This is a genomic window from Pantoea sp. JGM49 (assembly GCF_018257655.1).
In the GTDB taxonomy this organism is placed as follows: Bacteria; Pseudomonadota; Gammaproteobacteria; order Enterobacterales; family Enterobacteriaceae; genus Pantoea; species Pantoea communis.
Genome location: NZ_JAERJM010000004.1, coordinates 324,999 through 347,090 on the forward strand (window position 1 = coordinate 324,999; position 22,092 = coordinate 347,090).

The 22,092-nt window shown below is 53.4% G+C and carries 22 protein-coding genes, 1 pseudogene and 1 other annotated feature (1 of these 24 cut by a window edge); of the genes and pseudogenes, 10 read left to right on the plus strand and 13 right to left on the minus strand.

What is annotated here, in order from left to right:
- The first annotated feature begins 490 nt into the window (after positions 1 to 490).
- The 6 genes from JK231_RS09640 (at position 491) to oppF (ending at position 7,880) form a co-directional block, all read left to right on the plus strand.
- Positions 491 to 2,125: an ABC transporter substrate-binding protein gene (locus JK231_RS09640; RefSeq protein ID WP_211728435.1), complete on the plus strand. Its 1,635-nt coding sequence runs from the start codon at positions 491 to 493 to the stop codon at positions 2,123 to 2,125.
- 159 nt (positions 2,126 to 2,284) lie between these two features.
- On the plus strand, positions 2,285 to 3,922 hold the full coding sequence (gene oppA, locus JK231_RS09645) for an oligopeptide ABC transporter substrate-binding protein OppA (RefSeq protein ID WP_211728436.1): 1,638 nt from the start codon (positions 2,285 to 2,287) through the stop codon (positions 3,920 to 3,922).
- Between the two features lie 81 nt (positions 3,923 to 4,003).
- Complete coding sequence (oppB, locus tag JK231_RS09650; protein ID WP_034828832.1) at positions 4,004 to 4,924, plus strand: oligopeptide ABC transporter permease OppB; 921 nt, start codon at positions 4,004 to 4,006, stop codon at positions 4,922 to 4,924.
- Between the two features lie 15 nt (positions 4,925 to 4,939).
- A complete protein-coding gene (gene oppC / locus JK231_RS09655) occupies positions 4,940 to 5,848 on the plus strand; it encodes an oligopeptide ABC transporter permease OppC (RefSeq protein WP_034828835.1) in 909 nt (302 codons plus the stop codon).
- Positions 5,849 to 5,859: 11 nt separating this feature from the next.
- Positions 5,860 to 6,879, plus strand: coding sequence for an ABC transporter ATP-binding protein (locus tag JK231_RS09660; RefSeq protein WP_097116989.1), 1,020 nt, complete (start codon positions 5,860 to 5,862; stop codon positions 6,877 to 6,879).
- Entirely contained in the window at positions 6,876 to 7,880 is a 1,005-nt protein-coding gene (gene oppF / locus JK231_RS09665; RefSeq protein WP_034828839.1) for a murein tripeptide/oligopeptide ABC transporter ATP binding protein OppF, read from the plus strand. The genes JK231_RS09660 and oppF overlap by 4 nt, the downstream gene beginning before the upstream one ends.
- A gap of 53 nt (positions 7,881 to 7,933) precedes the next feature.
- On the opposite strand, the gene JK231_RS09670 is transcribed toward oppF, so the two are convergent.
- The gene (locus tag JK231_RS09670; RefSeq protein WP_196250121.1) at positions 7,934 to 8,263 is read right to left on the minus strand and encodes an HI1450 family dsDNA-mimic protein; all 330 of its coding nucleotides are present in this window, start codon (positions 8,261 to 8,263) and stop codon (positions 7,934 to 7,936) included.
- 37 nt (positions 8,264 to 8,300) lie between these two features.
- The gene (gene cls / locus JK231_RS09675; RefSeq protein WP_211728437.1) at positions 8,301 to 9,761 is read right to left on the minus strand and encodes a cardiolipin synthase; all 1,461 of its coding nucleotides are present in this window, start codon (positions 9,759 to 9,761) and stop codon (positions 8,301 to 8,303) included.
- A gap of 163 nt (positions 9,762 to 9,924) precedes the next feature.
- Between cls and JK231_RS09680 the strand changes: the two genes are divergently transcribed.
- The gene (locus JK231_RS09680) at positions 9,925 to 10,098 is read left to right on the plus strand and encodes a YciY family protein (protein ID WP_097117257.1); all 174 of its coding nucleotides are present in this window, start codon (positions 9,925 to 9,927) and stop codon (positions 10,096 to 10,098) included.
- Between the two features lie 16 nt (positions 10,099 to 10,114).
- Here JK231_RS09680 and JK231_RS09685 read toward each other — a convergent pair whose 3' ends face one another.
- Positions 10,115 to 10,285: a hypothetical protein gene (locus JK231_RS09685; RefSeq protein ID WP_166936081.1), complete on the minus strand. Its 171-nt coding sequence runs from the start codon at positions 10,283 to 10,285 to the stop codon at positions 10,115 to 10,117.
- Between the two features lie 3 nt (positions 10,286 to 10,288).
- Positions 10,289 to 10,585, minus strand: coding sequence for a YciI family protein (locus tag JK231_RS09690; RefSeq protein WP_034828845.1), 297 nt, complete (start codon positions 10,583 to 10,585; stop codon positions 10,289 to 10,291).
- A 205-nt stretch (positions 10,586 to 10,790) separates the two neighbouring features.
- Here JK231_RS09690 and tonB point away from each other — a divergent pair, with 205 nt between their 5' ends.
- Positions 10,791 to 11,513, plus strand: coding sequence for a TonB system transport protein TonB (gene tonB / locus JK231_RS09695; RefSeq protein WP_200570156.1), 723 nt, complete (start codon positions 10,791 to 10,793; stop codon positions 11,511 to 11,513).
- 53 nt (positions 11,514 to 11,566) lie between these two features.
- Here the strand turns inward: tonB and yciA are convergent, their stop codons facing one another.
- Genes yciA through JK231_RS09710 form a run of 3 tightly spaced genes read right to left on the minus strand, consistent with a single transcriptional unit; the run spans position 11,567 to position 13,370 of the window.
- Positions 11,567 to 11,983, minus strand: a complete 417-nt coding sequence (gene yciA / locus JK231_RS09700) for an acyl-CoA thioester hydrolase YciA (protein WP_097116990.1) — start codon at positions 11,981 to 11,983, stop codon at positions 11,567 to 11,569.
- A 53-nt stretch (positions 11,984 to 12,036) separates the two neighbouring features.
- The gene (locus tag JK231_RS09705; protein ID WP_038646666.1) at positions 12,037 to 12,576 is read right to left on the minus strand and encodes a septation protein A; all 540 of its coding nucleotides are present in this window, start codon (positions 12,574 to 12,576) and stop codon (positions 12,037 to 12,039) included.
- Between the two features lie 59 nt (positions 12,577 to 12,635).
- Positions 12,636 to 13,370, minus strand: a complete 735-nt coding sequence (locus tag JK231_RS09710; protein ID WP_211728438.1) for a YciC family protein — start codon at positions 13,368 to 13,370, stop codon at positions 12,636 to 12,638.
- A gap of 340 nt (positions 13,371 to 13,710) precedes the next feature.
- On the opposite strand from JK231_RS09710, the gene ompW reads away from it, so the two are divergent.
- Complete coding sequence (gene ompW / locus JK231_RS09715; protein WP_097116991.1) at positions 13,711 to 14,343, plus strand: outer membrane protein OmpW; 633 nt, start codon at positions 13,711 to 13,713, stop codon at positions 14,341 to 14,343.
- A gap of 60 nt (positions 14,344 to 14,403) precedes the next feature.
- On the opposite strand, the gene JK231_RS09720 is transcribed toward ompW, so the two are convergent.
- A complete protein-coding gene (locus JK231_RS09720) occupies positions 14,404 to 14,718 on the minus strand; it encodes a BON domain-containing protein (protein WP_034828856.1) in 315 nt (104 codons plus the stop codon).
- Between the two features lie 249 nt (positions 14,719 to 14,967).
- Between JK231_RS09720 and JK231_RS09725 the strand changes: the two genes are divergently transcribed.
- Positions 14,968 to 15,405 (plus strand): hypothetical protein, encoded by a 438-nt coding sequence (locus JK231_RS09725; protein ID WP_211728439.1) that lies wholly within the window; start codon positions 14,968 to 14,970, stop codon positions 15,403 to 15,405.
- Positions 15,406 to 15,450: 45 nt separating this feature from the next.
- Here JK231_RS09725 and trpA read toward each other — a convergent pair whose 3' ends face one another.
- From trpA to JK231_RS09755, 5 genes and pseudogenes are all read right to left on the minus strand, one after another.
- On the minus strand, positions 15,451 to 16,254 hold the full coding sequence (gene trpA, locus JK231_RS09730; protein WP_097116993.1) for a tryptophan synthase subunit alpha: 804 nt from the start codon (positions 16,252 to 16,254) through the stop codon (positions 15,451 to 15,453).
- Positions 16,254 to 17,447, minus strand: coding sequence for a tryptophan synthase subunit beta (trpB, locus tag JK231_RS09735; RefSeq protein WP_211728440.1), 1,194 nt, complete (start codon positions 17,445 to 17,447; stop codon positions 16,254 to 16,256). The genes trpA and trpB overlap by 1 nt, the downstream gene beginning before the upstream one ends.
- Positions 17,448 to 17,492: 45 nt before the next feature.
- On the minus strand, positions 17,493 to 18,860 hold the full coding sequence (gene trpCF, locus JK231_RS09740) for a bifunctional indole-3-glycerol-phosphate synthase TrpC/phosphoribosylanthranilate isomerase TrpF (RefSeq protein WP_160833612.1): 1,368 nt from the start codon (positions 18,858 to 18,860) through the stop codon (positions 17,493 to 17,495).
- Position 18,861: 1 nt separating this feature from the next.
- Positions 18,862 to 20,455: pseudogene (gene trpD, locus JK231_RS25475) on the minus strand (bifunctional anthranilate synthase glutamate amidotransferase component TrpG/anthranilate phosphoribosyltransferase TrpD).
- The gene (locus JK231_RS09755) at positions 20,455 to 22,017 is read right to left on the minus strand and encodes an anthranilate synthase component 1 (RefSeq protein WP_211728441.1); all 1,563 of its coding nucleotides are present in this window, start codon (positions 22,015 to 22,017) and stop codon (positions 20,455 to 20,457) included. Before JK231_RS09755 ends, trpD begins: the two are co-directional and overlap by 1 nt.
- 24 nt (positions 22,018 to 22,041) lie before the next feature.
- Positions 22,042 to 22,092, minus strand: a sequence feature (Trp leader region) (it continues 54 nt past the right edge of the window).

A 22,092-nucleotide genomic window follows, 5' to 3' on the forward strand; every position in this document is an offset into this window, starting at 1 on the left:
TATTCGCCTGGCTTAATATGATCAGGCTATCATCACTTTTGCTACTACATTCCCTCTCTTCGCCAATTCATCAACATATATATGTGACAATTATCACAGTATATTTCACTGCCTAATTGATTTTATCCAGTAACTATTCGGATGTTTTATCGTTTCAAATAACGTTTCATATTGTTTGTCTAAAGATTGCCAGTGTTAACTGCAAAATAGAGAGTTGAAAGTTCTTTTTGGCGAAAATTACGACAAATAACTGATTTATTACATATAAAACATAGAGTTGAATAATATTTTAGGGTGAAAATTAACACTTCTCCTGAGGCGATCTACATGATAAAAGAGAATTAGCTAACATTTTTGCTGTTTAGCTTTGGCGTGCGGGCATCGGTTCTGATAATTTTCGGCTCATCACAAATTTTTTTCCTGTTCGCGACAAATGTGTACGCTTCTTGCTTACTCGCTATCAGGTTTTATTTAAGGTTGATATTTGTTGATGAAGAGCATGGTAGCGAAAAAAGTCGCGCGTACGTCTCTGGCGCTTTGTCTGGCAGGTTTTATCTCTCACAGTCAGGCGGCTGACATCCCGGCAGGGACGCAATTATCTGCAACACAGCGCATTGTCATCAATAACGGTAGTGAAGTGTCCTCGCTCGATCCGCAAAAAACGGAAGGGGTTCCCGAATCTAATGTCATCCGCAATTTGTTAGAGGGGCTGGTCGAGACCGATAACAATGGTCAGATTGTGCCTGGCGTTGCAAAGCAGTGGAGCAACCAGCAGGGGCGTATCTGGACCTTCACCCTGCGTGAAGATGCGCGCTGGAGCAACGGTGAACCCGTCACCGCGCAAGATTTCGTTTACAGCTGGCAGCGTCTGGCCGATCCGAAAACAGCTTCACCCTATGCCAGTTATCTGCAAGCTGCCCATATCGCCAACATCGACGCCATATTGGCGGGCAAAGCCTCGTCGGATTCACTGGGCGTGAAAGCAATTGATGCGCATCACCTCGAAGTGACACTCACTGAGCCTGTTCCCTATTTTGTCGACATGCTGGCCCATACCGCGATGAAGCCGGTGTATCGCTCGGCGATTGAAAAATTCGACGAGCAGTGGACCCAACCGCAGAACTATGTGGGAAATGGTGCCTACACGCTGGCTGACTGGGTAGTGAATGAAAAGATCGTTCTAAAGCGTAACCCGCAATATTGGGATAACGCGCGAAGCGTGATTGATGAGGGCGTTTTTCTGCCGATTAGCTCCGAGAACAGTGATATCAATCGCTATCGCAGCGGTGGCACAGATATGACCAACAGCGTGGTGCCACCGGATTTATTCAAGAAGTTGCAGCAGGATTTAGGTAATCAGGTCAAAGTCAGCCCTTTACTCTGCACCTTCTACTATGAAATGAACAACAAAAAGGCGCCGTTCGATGATGCAAGAGTCCGTACAGCCCTGAAGCTGACGCTTGATCGTGACATCATCGCCGACAAGATCATGGGGCAGGGGCAGATCCCCGCCTATGCGCTGACGCCGCCATTTACGCACGGCATCTCGCCTGAAGCCCCTGCCTGGTCGAAGCAAACCCAGGCCGAACGTAACGCCAGTGCCAAACAACTGCTGGCCGATGCCGGTTTTAATGCTCAGCACCCGCTGCGTTTCACGTTGTTGTATAACACCTCTGAGCAGAATAAACGGCAGGCTATCGCCGCCGCCTCGATGTGGCAAAAGAACCTCGGTGCCGAGGTGACGCTACAAAATCAGGAGTGGAAAACGCTGCTGGAGACGCGTCATCAGGCGCAATACGACGTGGTGCGTGCCACCTGGTGCTCGGACTATAACGAGCCCTCAACCTTCCTCAATATGCTGCTGAGTGGTTCCTCGATTAACACCGCGTTCTATCACAGCGATGCCTTCGATAAATTGATGGCGCAAACTCTGACGGCTGCCGATAACACACAGCGTGCCGCATTGTATCAGCAGGCGGAAGCGCAGCTGGATACGGACTCACCCATCGTGCCGGTTTACTATCGGGTCAGCGTGCGTCTGGTGAAACCCTGGGTAGGCGGTTTTACCGGTAAAGATCCGCAGGATATGCTGGCATTGAAATACTATTACATAAAGAAACATTGAGTAATGTGTGGAACCGGCGCTACAGTCGGACGGCACATTAACGTGGTAAACCCTGAAGGGTGGTAGTGGTCTTTATTCAGACAGGCAGAGATCTCCCGGAAACGGGGTACGCCGGGCAGTTCACTGACCCGGTGACGATAAGAAAACTGGAGCTAAGTAATGAACAACATCACGAAAAAAAGCCTGATTGCCGCAGGCGTTCTTGCAGCAATCGGCGCACTGGCAGGGAATGCTGCTTTGGCCGCAGTGCCAGCAGGCGTTGAATTGGCAGCAAAACAGGAGCTGGTACGTGGTAATGGCGATGAAGCGCAATCGCTTGACCCGCATAAAATTGAAGGCGTGCCGGAAGACAACATCGCACGCGATCTCTACGAAGGTCTGATCATTAGCGACAGCGATGGCAAACCGATTCCGGGCGTGGCAGAAAGCTGGGAAAACAAAGATTTTAAAGTCTGGACTTTCCATCTGCGCAAAAATGCCAAATGGTCCAATGGCGAGCCAGTCACGGCACAAGATTTCGTCTATAGCTGGGAGCGTTTAGTGGATCCTAAAACCGCTTCTCCCTACGCCAGCTATCCGCAATACGGCCACATCCTAAATGTTGATGACATCATCGCCGGTAAAAAACCGATCACCGATCTGGGTGTGAAAGCCATTGATGACCATACGCTGGAAGTGACCCTCAGCGAGCCGGTACCTTATTTCTACAAGCTGCTGATCAACTCCGTGATGTCACCGGTATATAAGCCTGCTATCGATAAGTTTGGCGATCAGTGGACGCAGCCACAAAACTGGGTGGGCAACGGTGCGTTTAAACTGGAATCACACGTCATCAACGAACGTGTCACCCTCGTACGTAACCCGGAATATTGGGATAACGCGCACACCGTACTGAACAAAGTGACCTTCCTGCCGATCAACTCAGAAGTCAGTGACGTGAACCGTTACTTCTCTGAGAACGGTAGCGACATCACCTATAACAACATGCCGATCGAGCTGTTCAAAAAACTGCAGCGTGATAACGGCAAAGAGTTGATGGTGAAGCCGTATCTCTGCACCTACTACTATGAAATCAACAACCAGAAAGCGCCATTTACCGATCCGCGCGTGCGTACTGCGCTGAAACTGGGTCTGGATCGCGACATCATGGTGAATAAGGTGCTGGCGCAGGGGCAGTTACCGGCGTACAGCTTTACCCCGCCAGCCACCGACGGCATGGAATTGCTACCGCCAGACTGGTTCAAATGGGATCAGAACAAGCGTAACGAAGAAGCGAAAAAACTGCTGGCTGAGGCAGGTTACACGGCTGATAAGCCACTGACCTTCAACCTGCTGTACAACACCTCAGATCTGCATAAGAAACTGGCTATCGCCGCTTCTTCGATCTGGAAAAAGAACATTGGCGTGAACATCAAGCTGGAGAACCAGGAGTGGAAAACCTTCCTGGATACTCGTCATCAGGGTAACTTTGATGTTTCTCGTGCGGCCTGGTGTGCAGATTATAACGAGCCAACCTCGTTCCTGAACATCATGCTGTCTGACAGCAGCAGTAACACCTCGCACTATAAGAGCGCAGACTTCGATAAAGTGATCCACGATGCGGTGAAAGCGGTGGACGATAAATCCCGTGTCGCGGATTACCAGAAAGCTGAGCAGATTCTGGATAAAGACAGCACCATCGTGCCGGTTTACTACTACGTTAACGCGCGTCTGGTGAAACCGTACGTGGGTGGTTACACCGGTAATGATCCGCTGGATAAAACCCTCGATAAAAACCTGTATATCATTAAACATTAATAGCACTCAGGCTATCGACAGTGGCGGCGCTGTAGCGCCGCCTTTTTGACTTTGTGAAGCAACAGCCTGGTAGGTACGGCAATGTTAAAATTCATCCTGCGTCGACTTCTGGAAGCGATCCCGACGCTCTTCATCCTCATCACCATTTCCTTCTTTATGATGCGACTGGCACCCGGCAGTCCGTTTACCGGCGAGCGCACGCTCTCGCCTGAGGTGATGGCGAACATCGAAGCCAAATATCATTTGAACGATCCGATCGGCAAACAGTACGTCAGTTACTTAGTGCAGCTGGCGCACGGCGATTTTGGTCCATCGTTCAAGTACAAAGATTATTCCGTTAACTATCTGGTCGGCCATGCCTTCCCGGTTTCGGCCAAACTCGGCCTCGCCGCCTTCTTCCTTGCAGTGATCCTTGGCGTGACGGCAGGAGTCATTGCCGCGCTCAAACAGAACAGTTTGTGGGATTACGCGGTAATGGGGGTCGCCATGACGGGCGTCGTGATACCCAGCTTTGTCGTCGCACCGCTGCTGGTGCTGATTTTTGCGATTACCTTGCGCTGGCTGCCGGGCGGTGGCTGGAACGGTGGGCAGTGGAATTACATGCTGCTGCCGATGGTGGCGCTGTCTCTGGCCTATATCGCCAGCATCGCGCGTATTACGCGTGGTTCGATGATTGAAGTGATGCACTCCAACTTTATTCGCACCGCGCGCGCCAAAGGGTTGCCGCTGCGCCGTATCGTACTGCGTCATGCATTGAAACCTGCCATGTTACCCGTGCTCTCGTATATGGGGCCGGCATTCGTCGGCATCATCACCGGTTCAATGGTGATCGAATCGATTTACGGTCTGCCGGGTATCGGCCAGCTGTTTGTTAACGGTGCCCTGAACCGTGACTATTCTTTGGTGATGAGTCTGACCATTTTGGTCGGCGTGCTGACCATTCTGTTCAATGCGATCGTGGATGTGCTGTATGCCGTCATCGATCCGAAAATCCGTTACTGATGGTGGAGTTCGCCCATGATGTTAAGTAAGAAAAACAGCGAAGCTCTGGATGCCTTCAGTGAAAAACTGGAAGTCGAAGGGCGCAGCCTGTGGCAGGATGCGCGTCGCCGCTTCATCCATAACCGCGCTGCGCTGATCAGTTTGCTGGTGCTGTTAGCGATTACCCTGTTCGTGATATTAGCGCCGGTGTTGTCGCAGTTTAAATATGATGACACCGACTGGGCCATGATGTCAGCCGCTCCGGATACGGTATCAGGCCACTGGTTTGGTACCGACTCATCGGGACGTGACTTGCTGGTGCGCGTGGCGATTGGCGGTCGTATCTCGTTGATGGTCGGCATTGCCTCCGCGTTGATCGCGGTGCTGGTGGGCACGCTGTATGGTTCACTGGCGGGCTATCTCGGCGGTAAAATCGACTCCGTGATGATGCGTATTCTGGAAATCCTCAACTCCTTCCCGTTCATGTTCTTCGTGATCCTGCTGGTGACCTTCTTTGGTCGTAACATCCTGCTGATCTTTGTGGCGATCGGCATGGTGTCGTGGCTGGATATGGCGCGTATCGTGCGTGGCCAGACGCTGGGCCTGAAGCGCAAAGAGTTTATTGAAGCGGCTCAGGTGGGTGGGGTGTCAACCTTCAACATCGTGCTGCGTCACATCGTGCCAAACGTGCTGGGTGTGGTGGTGGTCTATGCCTCATTGCTGGTGCCCAGCATGATTCTGTTTGAATCCTTCCTCAGTTTCCTCGGGTTGGGTACGCAAGAGCCACTGAGCAGTTGGGGCGCACTCCTGAGTGACGGCGCCAACTCCATGGAAGTCTCGCCCTGGTTGTTGATGTTCCCGGCGGGTTTCCTCGTGGTCACGCTGTTCTGTTTCAACTTTATCGGCGATGGCCTGCGTGATGCCCTCGACCCGAAAGATCGTTAAGGAGTTTCCCGATGACCATACATGAATTTCAGCCAGCAATGGCTGCACGTGCGGGAAACAGTAACCTGCTGCTGGACGTTAAAGACCTGCGCGTCACCTTTGGCACCCACGATGGTGATGTCACCGCAGTCAACGATCTTAACTTTTCACTTCGTGCCGGCGAAACCCTGGGTATCGTCGGCGAATCGGGATCGGGCAAGTCGCAAACCGCTTTCGCCCTGATGGGCCTGCTGGCAAAAAACGGTCGCATTGGCGGTTCGGCAAAATTCAACGGTGAAGAGATCCTTAACCTGCCGGAGAACAAACTGAACAAGCTGCGCGCAGAGCAGATTGCGATGATTTTCCAGGACCCGATGACCTCGCTCAATCCGTACATGCGCGTCGGCGAGCAGCTGATGGAAGTGCTTAAACTGCATAAAGGGATGAGCAGCGCACAGGCGTTTGAAGAGTCCGTGCGCATGCTGGATGCGGTGAAAATGCCGGAAGCGCGCAAGCGCATGAAGATGTTCCCGCATGAATTCTCTGGCGGCATGCGTCAGCGTGTGATGATCGCCATGGCGCTGCTGTGTCGTCCTAAATTGCTGATTGCTGATGAACCGACTACCGCACTGGATGTGACGGTGCAGGCGCAGATCATGACGCTGCTGAACGAGCTGAAACGCGAGTTCAATACCGCGATCATCATGATCACCCACGATCTTGGGGTGGTTGCGGGTATCTGTGACAAAGTGCTGGTGATGTACGCCGGGCGTACCATGGAGTATGGCCGTGCACGCGATGTGTTTTATCAGCCTGCGCATCCTTACTCGATTGGCCTGCTGAGTGCGGTGCCGCGTCTGGATGCGGAAGAGGGTGAGTCACTCACCACCATTCCTGGCAACCCGCCTAACCTGTTGCGCTTGCCACAGGGCTGTCCGTTCCAGCCACGTTGCGCCTTTGCGATGGACGTTTGTGCCAAGTCACCGCCGCTGGAGCCTTTCGCGGAAGGGCGTCTGCGTGCCTGCTTCAAACCGGTGGAGGAATTAGCATGAGCACCGTCATCGAAGAGAAGAAAGTCTTACTGGAAATCGCCGATCTTAAGGTGCATTTCGATATTAAAGACGGCAAACAGTGGTTCTGGCAGCCGCCAAAAACACTGAAAGCAGTGGATGGCGTCAGCCTGCGCTTGTATGAGGGGGAAACCCTCGGCGTAGTGGGCGAATCGGGCTGTGGTAAATCAACCCTGGCACGCGCCATCATCGGCCTGGTGAAAGCCACCGACGGTCGTGTGGCCTGGCTGGGACGTGATTTATTGGGGCAGAGTCAGGATGAGTGGCGCCAGGCGCGCAGCGATATCCAGATGATTTTCCAGGATCCGCTGGCCTCGCTGAACCCGCGCATGACCATTGGCGACATCATTGCCGAGCCGCTGCGCACCTATTACCCGAAGATGCCAAAGCAGGAAGTGAAGGATAAGGTAAAAAACATGATGATGAAGGTTGGGTTGCTGCCAAACCTCATCAACCGTTATCCACACGAGTTTTCCGGTGGTCAGTGTCAGCGTATTGGCATTGCGCGTGCGCTTATCCTCGAACCCAAGCTGATTATTTGCGATGAACCGGTTTCGGCGCTGGATGTGTCGATTCAGGCGCAGGTAGTGAATTTGCTGCAGCAGCTGCAACGTGAAATGGGATTATCGCTCATTTTCATTGCGCATGACCTTGCTGTGGTGAAGCACATCTCTGATCGTGTACTGGTGATGTATCTCGGTCATGCAGTTGAGTTAGGCACTTATGACTCGGTGTACAACAATCCGCAGCATCCTTACACCCGTGCACTGATGTCTGCGGTACCCATTCCGGATCCGGATCTGGAAAAAAACAAACAGATCCAGCTACTGGAGGGTGAACTGCCTTCACCGATCAATCCGCCCTCGGGCTGCGTATTCCGCACTCGCTGTCCGATTGCCGGACCTGAGTGTGCAAAAACGCGTCCGTTGCTGGAGGGCAGTTTCCGCCACGCAGTATCCTGTCTGAAGGTCGACCCCTTATAAGGTCGAAAAGAAAACGCCGGGCAATTGCCCGGCGTTGTTTTATGCGTCAGCGATTATTCACGCCAGAGAATGTGGCACAGCTTATGGTCTTTCTCGCGGCACAGTAGCACGCGCGCAAACACATCGGTAATCGGCTCGCCGTCCGCCTCACCCAAACCAATCACCACTTCCGCAAAGAAGTCCGGGTTGAGATCGAAATCGACGTGCTCCTGCCAGTCTTCCGACGGGTCAAACAACTCCGCACCGCCGCGCTCTTCAAACTGCAGATTGAACAGAATGATGTCAGCCGGATCGAGGTTATCACCGGCCAGTTCTAGAAAAATGTCGTAGGCCTGTTCCAGCGTTTCATCTTCGGTAAGGCGATTATTTAAATCCATGGTCATTCCTGCTTACTCTGAGGCGGTAATCTTGTCGCTCGTTTTACAGTAAAGGGCTAAAGAAGTAAAACAGTCGTTCAACGATGCGTTGCCACCACGCACGTTTAGCCCAGCGCGCACCATCCAGTAAGCGTGAGCGGGCGATATAGTCATCCTGCACCGTGGCCAAATCGCTGCCAAATCCATCATCATCCACCACCAGCGTGATTTCAAAATTAAGCCACAAGCTGCGCATATCAAGGTTTACGGTACCGACCAGACTCAGCTGTCCATCGACCAGCACGCTTTTGGTATGCAGCAAACCGTCTTCAAATTGATAAATTTTTACGCCTGCTTCCAGCAACTCGGTAAAGAACGCGCGGCTGGCCCAGCCCACCAACAGCGAATCATTGTGGCGTGGCACCACAATGCTGACTTCCACACCGCGTTGCGCAGCGGTGCAGATGGCGTGCAGCAGGTCGTCACTGGGGACGAAATAGGGCGTCGTCATGATCAGCTGTTCGCGTGCGGAATAGACCGCCGTCAACAACGCCTGATGAATCATATCTTCCGGGAAGCCCGGCCCCGAAGCGATCACCTGGATGATATGACCGCTTTCCTGCTCAAAGGGCATGATGTTGGCATCCGGCGCGGGCGGCAGAATGCGTTTGCCGGTTTCAATCTCCCAGTCACAGGCGTAAACGATGCCCATCGTGGTAGCGACCGGCCCTTCCATACGCGCCATCAAATCGATCCATTGGCCCACGCCTGCATCCTGCTTGAAGTAGCGAGGATCGACCAGGTTCATGCTGCCGGTGTAGGCAATATAGTTATCGATGAGCACCACTTTACGATGCTGTCGCAAATCCATACGGCGCAGGAACACACGCAGCAGGCTCACTTGTAACGCCTCAACCACGTCGATACCGGCATTGCGCATCATATTCGCCCATGAGCTGCGGAAAAATGCCACGCTGCCCGCAGAGTCCAGCATCAGGCGGCAATGTACACCCCGGCGTGAAGCCGCCATCAGTGACTCCGCGACCTCATCCGCCAAGCCGCCCGGATGCCAGATGTAAAACACCATCTCGATATTGTGACGAGCCAGTTGGATATCACGAATCAACGCGTGCATCACATCATCAGAGTTAGTGAGCAGCTGTAACTGATTACCTTTGACACCCGCAATGCCCTGACGATGGTGACAGAGTTCAAATAATGAACGTGCCACGTCACTGTGTTCGGTGGCAAAGATATGGCGGCACTGTTTGAGGTCGTTAAGCCACTTGGCGGTGGAGGGCCACATGGTGCGTGCGCGCTCAGCCCGGCGTTTACCCAGATGAAGTTCACCAAACGACAGATACGCGATAATACCCACCAGCGGCAGAATATAGATGATCAGCAACCAGGCCATGGCAGACGTCACTGCGCGGCGTTTCATCAGGATACGCAGCGTGACACCCGCAATCAGCAACCAGTAGCCGAACAGCAGCAACCAACTGATTAGGGTATAAAATGTAGTCATTAAGTGGACATCCTGTTCGCGCTTTGATGAGGAAAGTTTACGTGCTGAATAGCACTAGTGAAACCTTTAATCGTGAATGACAGTTCAATGAAGCTTTCGATTTGGCATTTTCAATTAGATCTTTATAATGCCTGGCGAGTTTAGCCTGTCTGATGAGGATGTGATGAGACGAAGCAGAAATGAAGTGGCACGCTGGAGAATGTTACGTCAGGTACACCGCCGTCGTGCACGTTGGCTGGAAGGGCAGTCACGTCGCTATAAACGTATCCATGCCATTCGTCATCAGGTGGCGCAGCAGCATCGCCGATCTATCCTGTTCATCACGCAGAATATGTAAATGGCTTACGCGGCCGTTAAGCGCCGCGTAACACCAGAGAAACATTGACGATCTGTAATGCGGCCGCCAGCACGACTAACATCACTATGTGCTGCCGGGCCTGGCGCCAGCCTTGCTGACGCCAAATCCAGAGTGCTCTGCCAATCAGCGTTAACACCGCTACCAGCAGTAAAACAGACTGCCACATCGATTAAAATACGCGCTTGAACGGTTTGACCGCCACTTTCTCATACACGCCAGCGGCAATGTACGGGTCGTCATTAGCCCAGGATTGTGCGGTTTCCAGCGAGGAAAACTCGGCAATGATCACTGAGCCGGTAAAGCCTGCCGGACCCGGATCGTTGCTATCGACAGCAGGCATTGGGCCAGCGGCGATCAGTCGACCTTCATCTTGCAGTAACTGCAAGCGCGCGAGATGCGCAGGGCGTACGGAATTGCGTTTTTCCAGTGAATCTGCGGTATCTTCCGCATAAATGACGTAAAGCACGATGGGGCACTCCCGTTAGACTTGCCGAAATTGCGAGACACGTTAAGTGATCGTTAATCAGAGTGCAAATGAAAGATAAATCCACCGTCATATAGCGCAATCTCCGCTAAAAAACGCCTTTCTGCGAGTGGCTTACACATCGCTTATTGAAACTGATTGCTATTTGCATTTAAAATCTGCGCTTCACTCAATGAATATGACTGATATGACGACGTTGACTACGCCTCTTCCTACACGTACCCCCGTAGCTATGATCTTGTCCGTGGTACTCCACGGCTCGCTGATTGCGGGCATTCTCTATGCATCGTTTCATCAGACCATTGAGGTTCCGAAAGCATCCCAGCCAATCAGCGTGACCATGGTGGCACCTGAAGTGCAGCCAGAACCGGCCCCCGCGGTGGTGACGCCGCCGCCGCCAGAGCCCGAACCTGAGCCGGAAGTTGCACCCGAGCCGCCTAAAGTCGAGCCGGTGCCGATTCCGAAACCTGAACCAAAACCCAAGCCAAAACCTAAGCCGAAGGTAGAGAAAAAGGTCGAGCCGAAGCCACGTAAGGAAGTGAAGCCGCAGGAGAATCCGGTCAAGCAGGATATCCCGACCACTCAGACGCGTCCGACCACGGCACCGAAGAGTAACCCAGCGCCAACGCAAACCGTCTCTGACGGGCCTAAGGCGATGAACGTGAGCAAACCTGCCTATCCGGCGCGTGCGTTTGCATTACGCGTGGAAGGCCGTGTACGCGTGCAGTTTGATGTGGATAGCGACGGTCGTGTCGATAATGTGGAAGTTCTGTCAGCCGAACCGCGCAACATGTTCGAGCGTGAAGTGAAGCAGGCGATGAAAAAGTGGCGTTATCAGCCGGGTCGTCCAGGAAAAGGACTGACCATGAACATCGTGTTCCGCATCAACGGCGGCGCTAACATCGAGTAAGCCTGGGTTGAAGGCAAAGAAAAAGCGGTCATTGACCGCTTTTTTTATCGCTGTTAAACGGCAAGATTGGCTTTGCCAGGTGGCAGCGGACGGGATTTCCCGCTGTTATCCACGGCAACGTAAACAAATACCGCTTCAGTGGCGCAATACGTTTGACCGATTGGCTCAGACGAAACCTTCTTGATCCACACTTCTACATTGATGGTCATCGAACTGTTGCCGGTACGTATGCAACGCGCATAGCAGCTCACGACATCGCCCACGGCTACCGGTTTCAGGAACGACATACCATCAACGCGTACGGTGACCACACGACCTTCAGCGATCTCCTTGGCCATGATAGCGCCGCCCATATCCATCTGTGACATCAACCAGCCGCCAAAAATATCACCATTGGCATTGGTATCCGCTGGCATCGCCAGGGTGCGCGACACCATCTCGCCTTGCGGTAATTTATGTTTTTCGTCCATTGCTCAGTTCTTCTGCAGGTGAAGAGAAGCCCGACATTGTCGGGCGGAGTAGCTTATTTTTGTTCTTGTTGCGGCATCTGTCGCCAGATGTACACGCCGCTAAACAGAGTAAACAGTAGGGTCAGGCCGGTCAGACCAAACACTTTAAAGTTAACCCAAAACTCTTGTGATAACCAAAACGCAACATAGATATTTACCAGGCCGCAGACGAAGAAGAAGATGGCCCAGGCAATATTCAATCGACGCCACACAACACCGGGCAACTGCAGCTCTTTGCCGAGCATGCGTTGAATCAGCGGCTGTTCCATAAAGAACTGGCTGTAGAGCAGTGCCAACGCGAACAGGGAATAGATCACGGTGACCTTCCATTTGATGAACTCATCGTTATGGAACACCAGCGTCAACGTGCCGAATACCGTCACCAGTGCGAAGGTGAAGAGGGTCATCTTTTCCAGTTTACGATACAGCACCCAGCTGACCACCAGCGCCAAGCCCGTGGCGACAATCAGGGCACCAGAAGCGACAAAGATGTCGTACAGCTTGTAGAAGATAAAGAAAACTACCAGGGGAAGAAAATCGAGTAACTGCTTCATAGCGTTTCCAGTTAGGGCAGGAGCGTTCAATAAAGGCGCTCCGCAGAGCGCCATCGCTGTTAACGTAACAGCATATACAGTCGGTACAAATAGATAATCAGAATCGCTGAGACCAGATTACCCAGCGCGTTCATCACCACCGACGCGATGTTCACCGGCAGCACTGTGAGTGATGAGATGAGGAACATCAGCACAATCTTCGCCAGCAACCACAGCACAATGGCAGGGGCGATGACTTTCATGTTCTTCCATGCCAGTTTCATACTGGCGCGCATCGCGCCAATCACACCCATTTTCTCGCTGACCAGCATTACCGGTGCCAGTGAGAGCAGAATCGCCATAATCACGCCAGGCACCATCAATACCATAAAGCCAATTTGCACCAGCAAGGTAATCAGGAAGGTCTGCAGCAGCAGTTTCGGCAGCAGTGGCGCGGAGGCACCGATTGCTCGCAGGGCACTCACGCGTTGGCCATTGGAGACCAGCGGGATCATGCAAAGCATACCGCCCAGCAGCAGCGTGTTGCCGATCAGCGCGGCAAAGGTGCCGGCAGCGGAAGCGCGCAGCAGGATGCGCTGCTGATCCGGTGACATATTCTGTACCAATTCAAACAGTGATGTCGCGCTGTCGTCAGCCTGGCTAAGCAGGGATAACTGGTCTTCGCCTGGGGTTAATGCATGACCGACAATCACCGTAATGAACGACGTCAACAACGCCATCAGCACAATAGTAACCAGCTGATGACGCAGAAAATTTCCTGTGTCACGGTATAACGAGCTTGCCGTGATAGACATGTACTCTCCTTGATGGAACCGGGTTAATTAACCCGGCGATTGTACATGTTCTGTGGGCTGGCGGGCACCCGCAAGACCATAACTTTGTGTCATCTCCGGTAAAGAATGGGGAATTAAAGTTCGTACCCGGTTCATAAAAGCAGCAAAGCCTCTTCATCTGCCCTCAAAATCTCCTCAGCGTTTTTTCTTTCAGGCGCGCAATGCCGAAAATTGATCTGAATCAATTCATTGTTTTTTAAGTGATTAATTTGAATTGATGCAGATGATCTTTTACCGAAAAAGGGTTAGATCTTGTGCCGCGATCCCGATTAAGACCTTACTTTTCTGCAAAGGAGTGATTATGAAACTGGCAAAATGCGCATTGCTCATGGCTCTGGCTATCCCGCAACTGGCACTGGCTCATCAGGCGGGGGATTTTTTCATGCGTGCCGGTAGCGCGACTGTTCGTCCAACCGAAGGCTCTGACAATGTGCTGGGTATGGGCGGCTTTAACGTGAGTAACGACACCCAACTAGGCTTGACCTTCACCTACATGGCGACAGACAACATCGGTGTGGAGCTGCTGGCGGCGACACCGTTCCGTCACAAGGTTGGTCTTGGTGCCACCGGAAATCTGGCTACCGTGCGCCAGCTGCCGCCGACGCTGATGGCACAGTATTATTTCTTCGATAGCCGCAGCCCGGTGCGCCCATATGTTGGCGTAGGTATCAACTACACCACGTTCTACGATGCCAAATTTAATCAAACCGGCCAGGACGCGGGCTTAAGTGATTTAAGCGTCAAAGATTCCTGGGGTGTGGCGGGTCAGGTGGGGATGGATTATCAAATCAACCGCGACTGGATGCTGAACGCATCGCTGTGGTACATGGACATCGATACTGAAGTGAAATTTAAAGCCAACGGTGAACAACAGAATATCAACACGCGCATCGATCCGTGGGTGTTCTTCTTTGGTGTGGGTTACCGTTTCTGAGGCACCCGCTGAAACACAACGGGCGACCCAAAGGCCGCCCGCTGCAGTATCGATACGCTATTACTTAATCTGCATATTGTTAACCACAGATTTAACCCCTGCCACGCTGCGGGTCACCGTCACTGCACGGTTCGCCATCTGCGGTGAGCTGACAAAGCCGCTTAACTGCACTTTTCCTTTAAAGGTTTCGACGTTGATTTCGGTGGATTTCAGCGAGTCGTCATTCAACAACTGTGCCTTAACCTTGGTGGTGATCACCGTATCATCGATATAGCCCCCGGTTCCTTCCTTTGTTGCTGTTGGTGCACAGGCGCTAAGTGTGATCGCCATGACCGCAGCCATTAATAATCCTGCAACGACTTTGAAAAAATTCATTGGTTATCTCCCTGTCTTAGATGGTGTTTCACCGCGACGAGACGGTGAGATTAATTGTGGTATGCGCTTTGCAAATCGGCAAATCGCCTGGGGTGAAAAAGATGGAAATACGCGATTTTTACCACTTATTGATCCAATGACGGCAGCAAGGCAAACGGTAAGCTAAAAAAGCAGGGCAAAACGAATAATAAAACAACAAGACGATAAGCCGACAGGTGCAAATTTAAGCATCAGGCAGGGGAAACAATAATGAAAAAGCGTGCCATTCTGGCGATAGCGACAATGAGCTATCTGTCCTACCTCCAGCTATTTGCTTCACAAATTTTGCCAGTGCCCAGCGCGCAGGCAGAACCGTTAATCAATCCACACTTGGGGACCCTGTGCAAAGCGGCTACCGCGCTGAGCTTTGGTCGCAGCTTCAAAATCATGCAGCTGGATAAGGTGGATGAGCAGGGCGTGGCGTGGGTGCACTATATCCGGCCCTCCGATCAATCACGCTGGGCCGTGCGCTGCCGGGTCCAGGGCGAGAACGTTATCTTGATGTCAGATAATCCAGATAGCAGTGGTCGCTGGCGCGATGGACCCGAAGACGAGAAGCTGACGTGGCAAATCAGAAACGACAAGCTGACGATGAAGCTGACTTATCCTGATGGCTCAGGCGATGAGCAAACGTTCAGGCTGGAATAATCAAGAGAAGACCCTATCCGCCATCGCGAACAGGGTCCTGAGGATTTAGCGCGTGCCAGCTTTCAGATCGCTGACAAACGCTTTCAGTTCCGCTAACAGCGTGTCGGGATCGTTCTGGTTACGTTCGATGATCTTCACAATAGCTGATCCCGAAATCGCACCCGCTGCGCCTGCCGCGATGGCTTCTCTCACCTGGCTTGCTTCTGAGATACCAAATCCCTGCAACGGTGGTGCAGCATGATATTCGCTCAGCTTCTCAATCAAATGATTCAGCGGCTGGCTGGCGCGATTTTCTGCACCCGTTACGCCCGCGCGCGACAGCAGATAGGTATAACCGCGACCGTGTGAGGCAATCTCCCGCAGCAAATTATCATCGGCATTCGGCGGGCAGATGAAGATGGGTGCAACGTTATGTCGCATCGCAGCCTGACGGAACGGTGCAGACTCTTCAACCGGTACATCCGCCACCAGAACGGAATCAACGCCGACGGCTTCACATTGTGCGTAGAAGTTGTCGATACCTTTGCTGAACACCAGATTAGCGTACATCAACAGCCCAATCGGCAGTTCAGGATACTTCTGGCGCACGGCGGCAAGGATCTCGAAACACTGCGCGACAGTGGTACCCGCCGCGAAGGCACGTAGGGTTGCCCCCTGAATCGTTGGGCCATCCGCCAGCGGATCGGAGAACGGAATGCCCAGCTCTAACGCATCGGCTCCGCCTGCTACCAATGTATCGATGATCTTCAGTGACAGTTCAGGGGTCGGGTCGCCAAGGGTGACGAAAGGAACAAATGCGCCTTCTTTCTTCGCCGACAGACGTTGAAACAGCTGATTATAACGTTCCATCAGATCTCTCCCTTAGCTTTCAAAATATCGTGAACGGTGAAGATGTCTTTGTCGCCGCGACCGGACAGGTTAACCACCAGCAACTGCTCTTTCTCTGGGTTCTCGCGGATCATTTTCAAGGCGTGCGCCAGAGCATGAGAGGATTCCAGAGCCGGAATAATGCCTTCTGCACGACACAACTCTTTGAACGCTGACAGCGCTTCATCATCGGTAATCGACACATACTCGGCGCGACCAATGCTGTTGAGATGGGCGTGCTGTGGGCCAACAGAAGGGAAATCGAGGCCGGCTGAGATCGAATAGGATTCTTCGATCTGGCCTTCCTCAGTCTGCATCATTGGCGCTTTCATGCCGAAGTAGATACCGACGCGACCGTGCTTGAGTGGCGCGCCGTGTTCGCCGGTTTCGATGCCGTGACCCGCAGGTTCAACGCCAATCAGACCGACGCTGGTATCATCAATGAAATCAGCGAACATGCCGATAGCGTTTGAACCGCCGCCGACACATGCCAGCACCGCATCTGGCAGACGGCCTTCACGCTCCAGAATCTGCGCTTTGGTTTCTTCGCCAATCATGCGCTGGAATTCACGCACAATAGTCGGGAAGGGATGCGGACCCGCTGCGGTGCCGAGCATGTAGTGCGCGGTTTCGTAGCTGCCAGACCAGTCACGCAGCGCCTCGTTACAGGCATCTTTCAGCGTGGCCGAACCACTGTGCACCGGAATCACTTCCGCGCCCATCAAACGCATACGGAACACGTTAGGTGACTGACGTTCAACGTCCTTTGCACCCATATAAATGCGGCATTTCATGCCCAGCAGCGCGCACGCCAGCGCTGAAGCCACGCCATGCTGCCCGGCTCCGGTCTCAGCGATAATTTCATTTTTGCCCATGCGCTTGGCGAGCAGCGCCTGGCCCAACACCTGGTTGGTTTTATGTGCACCGCCGTGCAGCAAATCTTCACGCTTCAGATACAGGCGGGTTTTTGTGCCTTTTGTCAGATTGCTACAAAGCGTCAACGCGGTAGGACGACCGGCATAGTTTTTCAGCAGATCGGTGAATTCAGCCTGAAATTCAGGATCGCGCTGCGCTTCGACAAAGGCGCTTTCCAACTGGCGCAGAGCGGGCATCAGAATCTGCGGTACATATTGACCGCCAAACTCGCCAAAGTAGGGATTCAATAACGTCATCATCTCTCATCTTCCTTATGCGGCCCGCGCATCGGCGGGCGAGCGAAATTAATAGGCGCGCAGTGTGCGGAATACCGCCGCGACTTTACTGGCATCTTTGATGCCGGGTGCGGATTCAACGCCAGAGTTAAAGTCCAGTCCGGCGCAGCCCAGTTGTGCAGCCTCCACGCAGTTGTCGGCGCTTAATCCGCCGGCCAGCAGCACGTTGCTGAGATCTTCACCCTGCAGCAGTGACCAGTCGAATCGCTGTCCGCTGCCGCCCTGGCCATTATCAAACACGTAACGATCCACATGCGGCCAATCGCGGACTGGAAGGCTTCCGCTGATGCTCAGCGCCTTCCAAATCTTCACCTCTTCTGGCAGGGCGCTGCGCAGTTCTGCGACGAACGCCTGATCTTCATCACCATGCAGTTGCACAGCGGAAAGGTTAAGTGAACTGGCATGTGTGACAATGTCACTTACAGAGTTATTGCGGAATACGCCGACATACTTCAGTGGTGCAGCCGCTATCACATTTTGAGCTTGTTCGGCGCTGACTTTACGCGGTGAACCTTCTGCGAAAATCACACCGCCATAAATCGCGCCCGCTTCGTGCGCAATGCGTGCATCGTCAGGCCGGGTCAGGCCGCAGACTTTGTTGTCACCGAGCAATACGCGACGCACGCCAGCATTGAGATCGGCTTCTTCCATCAGTGCGGAGCCAATCAGGAAGCCGTTGGCGAAGTGGCTCAGCTCACGCACCTGCGCATAGTTATGGATGCCCGATTCGCTGATGACCGTCACACCGTGGCTTAAACGTGGTGCCAGTTGACGGGTGCGATTCAGATCAATCGATAGGTCGCGCAGGTCGCGGTTATTGATACCGACCACTTTAGCTTCCAGCGCAATCGCACGCTCCAGTTCTTCTTCATTACTGACTTCAGTCAGTACGCCCATTTTCAGGCTATGCGCCACGGCGGCGAGCTGACGATATTGCTCATCATCCAGAACCGACAGCATCAGCAGGATGGCATCGGCCTGATAGTGGCGCGCCAGGTAGATTTGGTAGGGATCGATAATGAAGTCTTTGCACAGCACCGGTTGAGTAATCGCGGCACTGACGATCGGCAGAAACTCAAAATCACCCTGGAAATACTTCTCGTCAGTTAAGACGGAAACGGCCGAGGCGTGATGACGATAAACTCCGGCGATGGTCGCAGGATCAAAATCTTCGCGAATCAAACCCTTCGACGGGGAGGCTTTTTTGCATTCCAGGATGAACACGGTGCGCGTGCCACGTAGCGCATCGTAAAAGTGGCGTCCTGCAGGCTGCAAGCTGTTCTGGAAGGTCGCCAGCGGCTGCTGTGCCTTGCGTGCTTCAACCCAGACGGCTTTATCCTGAACAATTTTCTCTAAAACGGTGCCCTTGATACTCATCTCATCCTCTCGCTGCCAGAGCAACAACGCGCTCGTAAGCCTGACCACTGCGAATTGCGGTGATGGCGCGCTGAGCGTTGTCGCGCAAATCTTCATTTCCGAATACTTTCAGCAACATTGCGACGTTCACCGCAACGGCCTGCTCATGGGCTGGCTGGCCTTTACCCTGGAGCAAACGCGCCAGAATGTCACGGTTTTCTTCCGGCGTGCCGCCCGCCAGGGCTTCTTTATCATGGAAGCCAAAACCGAAGTCTTCAGGCGTCAGCTGATAACTGGTGATTTCACCGTCACGCAGCTCAGCGACCTGAGTTGCACTGTGCAGCGCCACTTCATCCATCCCGCCGCCATGCACCACTGCCGCACGCTGATAGCCAAGCACCTTCAGGGTTTGGGCAATCGGCAGCACCAGTTCCGGACTGTACACGCCGATAACCGCCAGTGGGGGTCGCGCCGGGTTGATCAAGGGGCCCAGCACGTTAAACAAGGTGCGGGTTTTTAACTGTTGACGCACTGGCATCGCGTGACGGAATCCGCTGTGATATTGCGGCGCAAACAGGAAGCAGACGTTAAGATCGTCCAGTGCCTTACGCGCTTTTTCAGCGGGCATATCCAGATCGATACCAAAAGCCGCCAGCAGATCGGACGAGCCGGATTTGCTCGACACGCTACGATTGCCGTGCTTGGCCACTTTCAGCCCACAGGTTGCGGCGACAAAGGCGCTGGCGGTGGAGATGTTAATGCTGTTACTGCCGTCACCGCCGGTGCCAACGATATCGGCGAAAGTGTAATCCGGACGCGGGAACGGTTTCGCATCTTCCAGCAGTGCCGTAGCGGCACCCGCGATCTCTTCCGGGCGCTCGCCACGGACTTTCATTGCAATCAGCGCAGCGGCTAGTTGGGTCGGCTCGAGCTGACCTTTAATAATGGCGCTAAATAGCTGATGGCTTTCCGCCTGGCTCAGGGTTTGTGCCTGGTAAAGTTTTTCCAGAATAGTTTGCATCATAATCTCCCTATTATTTCGCCAACGCCCAGGCCAGCGTTTGCTCTAACAAACGTGCGCCCTGGGTGGTGAGAATGGATTCGGGGTGGAACTGGAAGCCACACACACGGTCGGCATCATGGCGAACGGCCATTACCATGCCGTTGTAGCTGGCGTTAACGGTCAATTCGGCAGGCGTATTGCTGCCCACCAGCGAGTGATAACGGGCCACCGGCAGCGGATTGCTCAGGCCGCTAAACATCGCTTCACCGTCGTGATTAATCGAAGAGGCTTTGCCGTGCAGAATCTCACCGGCCTGGCCTACATGACCACCATAAGCCTCAACAATCGCCTGATGACCGAGGCAGATGCCGATAATCGGCAGACGACCACGCAGTGCTTGCAGTAACGCAGGCATGCAGCCGGCATCTTTCGGCGCGCCGGGGCCTGGCGACAGCATCAGCACCGGATTTTCCATCTGCTGCAGTCGTTCAATCAGCACTTCAGCCGGCACGTTATTGCGGTAAATCACCACGTTGTGACCAAAAGTGCGCAGCTGATCAACGAGGTTATAGGTAAAGGAGTCGATGTTATCGAGCAACAGGATATCGGCCATCAGAAAATCTCCTTGCAATGATGGGCTGTGGCGATGGCACGTAATACCGCGCGCGCTTTATTGCGGCTTTCATCCGCTTCAGCCTGAGGCTGAGAATCCAGTACCACACCGGCACCGGCTTGGACGGTTGCAACACCATCTTCCACCCAAGCGGAGCGAATCACGATGCAGGTATCCAAATCGCCGTGTGCGGTGAAATAACCTACCGCACCGCCGTAGCTGCCGCGACGCGTGCCTTCTTTCTCAGCAATCAACTGCATGGCACGCACTTTTGGCGCGCCGCTTAAGGTGCCCATGTTCATGCAGGCGCGATAGGCGTGCAGGACATCAAGATCGTCACGCAGCGTGCCAACCACGCGAGAGACCAGATGCATCACGAAAGAGTAACGGTCTACTTTGGTCAGGTCTGCCACATAGCGGCTACCAGGCACGCAGATGCGAGCCAGATCGTTACGCGCCAGATCCACCAGCATCAGGTGTTCCGCCAGCTCTTTGTGGTCGGTGCGCATTTCCAGTTCGATACGGCTGTCGAGATCGCGGTCCAGTGAACCATCGGCATGTCGGCCACGTGGACGCGTACCGGCAATCGGGTAGATCTCAATCTGACGTGAAGTGGCGTCATACTTGAGTGAGCTTTCTGGTGAAGCGCCAAACAGCGCAAAGTCCTGATCCTGCATAAAGAACATATATGGGCTGGGATTGCTGTGCTTCAGCGTGTCATAAGCGGCCAGCGGAGAAGGGCACGGCAGCGAGAAGCGGCGTGATGGTACCACCTGGAAGATTTCGCCAATGCGAATCGCTTCCTGCATTTCACGCACCACATTGCAATACTCTTCATCGCTCTGGTTGGTGCTCAACGCCATTTGCTCAACGCGCTGAACCGGCAAAGCCGGGGCAGGCTGCGTCATTTGACCACGCAGCTGCTCAACACGGCTCTGCAAGCGCTGGAATTCGCTGGTGGACGGGCTGAACAAGCTCGCCTGCAGACGAGCGCTGCGCGTCTGGTGATCAATCACCAGTAGGGTTTCTGCCAGGTAGAAGCAGTAATCCGGGCAGCTTTGCTCATTACGCAGCTCGGGTAAATCTTCAAATCCGGCCACCAGGTCATAAGCAAACAATCCGCCGAGGAACATCGCTTCACGCTCTTCCTCTGGGCTGTTCACCAGTTGCGGAATCAGGCGCAGCGCATCGAAAACAGACAATGCTTTCAGACGTGAATCTTCATCGTGCAACCCCTGAGGCAGCGGGAAATGCAGCACGCGGCCATCCGGACGCGCTTCAATGCTGACATCCTGCGGCAGTGCTTCATCCAGCAGTGGCAGAATGGTGCGACCGTTTTCTGACAGCGCCTGTAATGTCACCACGTTGCCCAGTGCGCTGATGCGCAGGGCGCTATCCACAATCAGTAAGCTTTTCAGATTCTTTTTGCTGTCGATGTCGGCAGATTCAAGCAGCAGAGTTGCCGGACGTGCGCCGCAAATTTGATGGAACACTGCGGCCGGATCTTCGCGGTAGGGCGCGGTACCGGTAATCAACTTCAATGTAGGTTTCGCATTAGCCATTATTGTCATCTCTGAATTTCGCTCAAAAAAAAGCCCGCTCGGTGGCGGGCTCAGGTATCTGCACAATGGTTACGC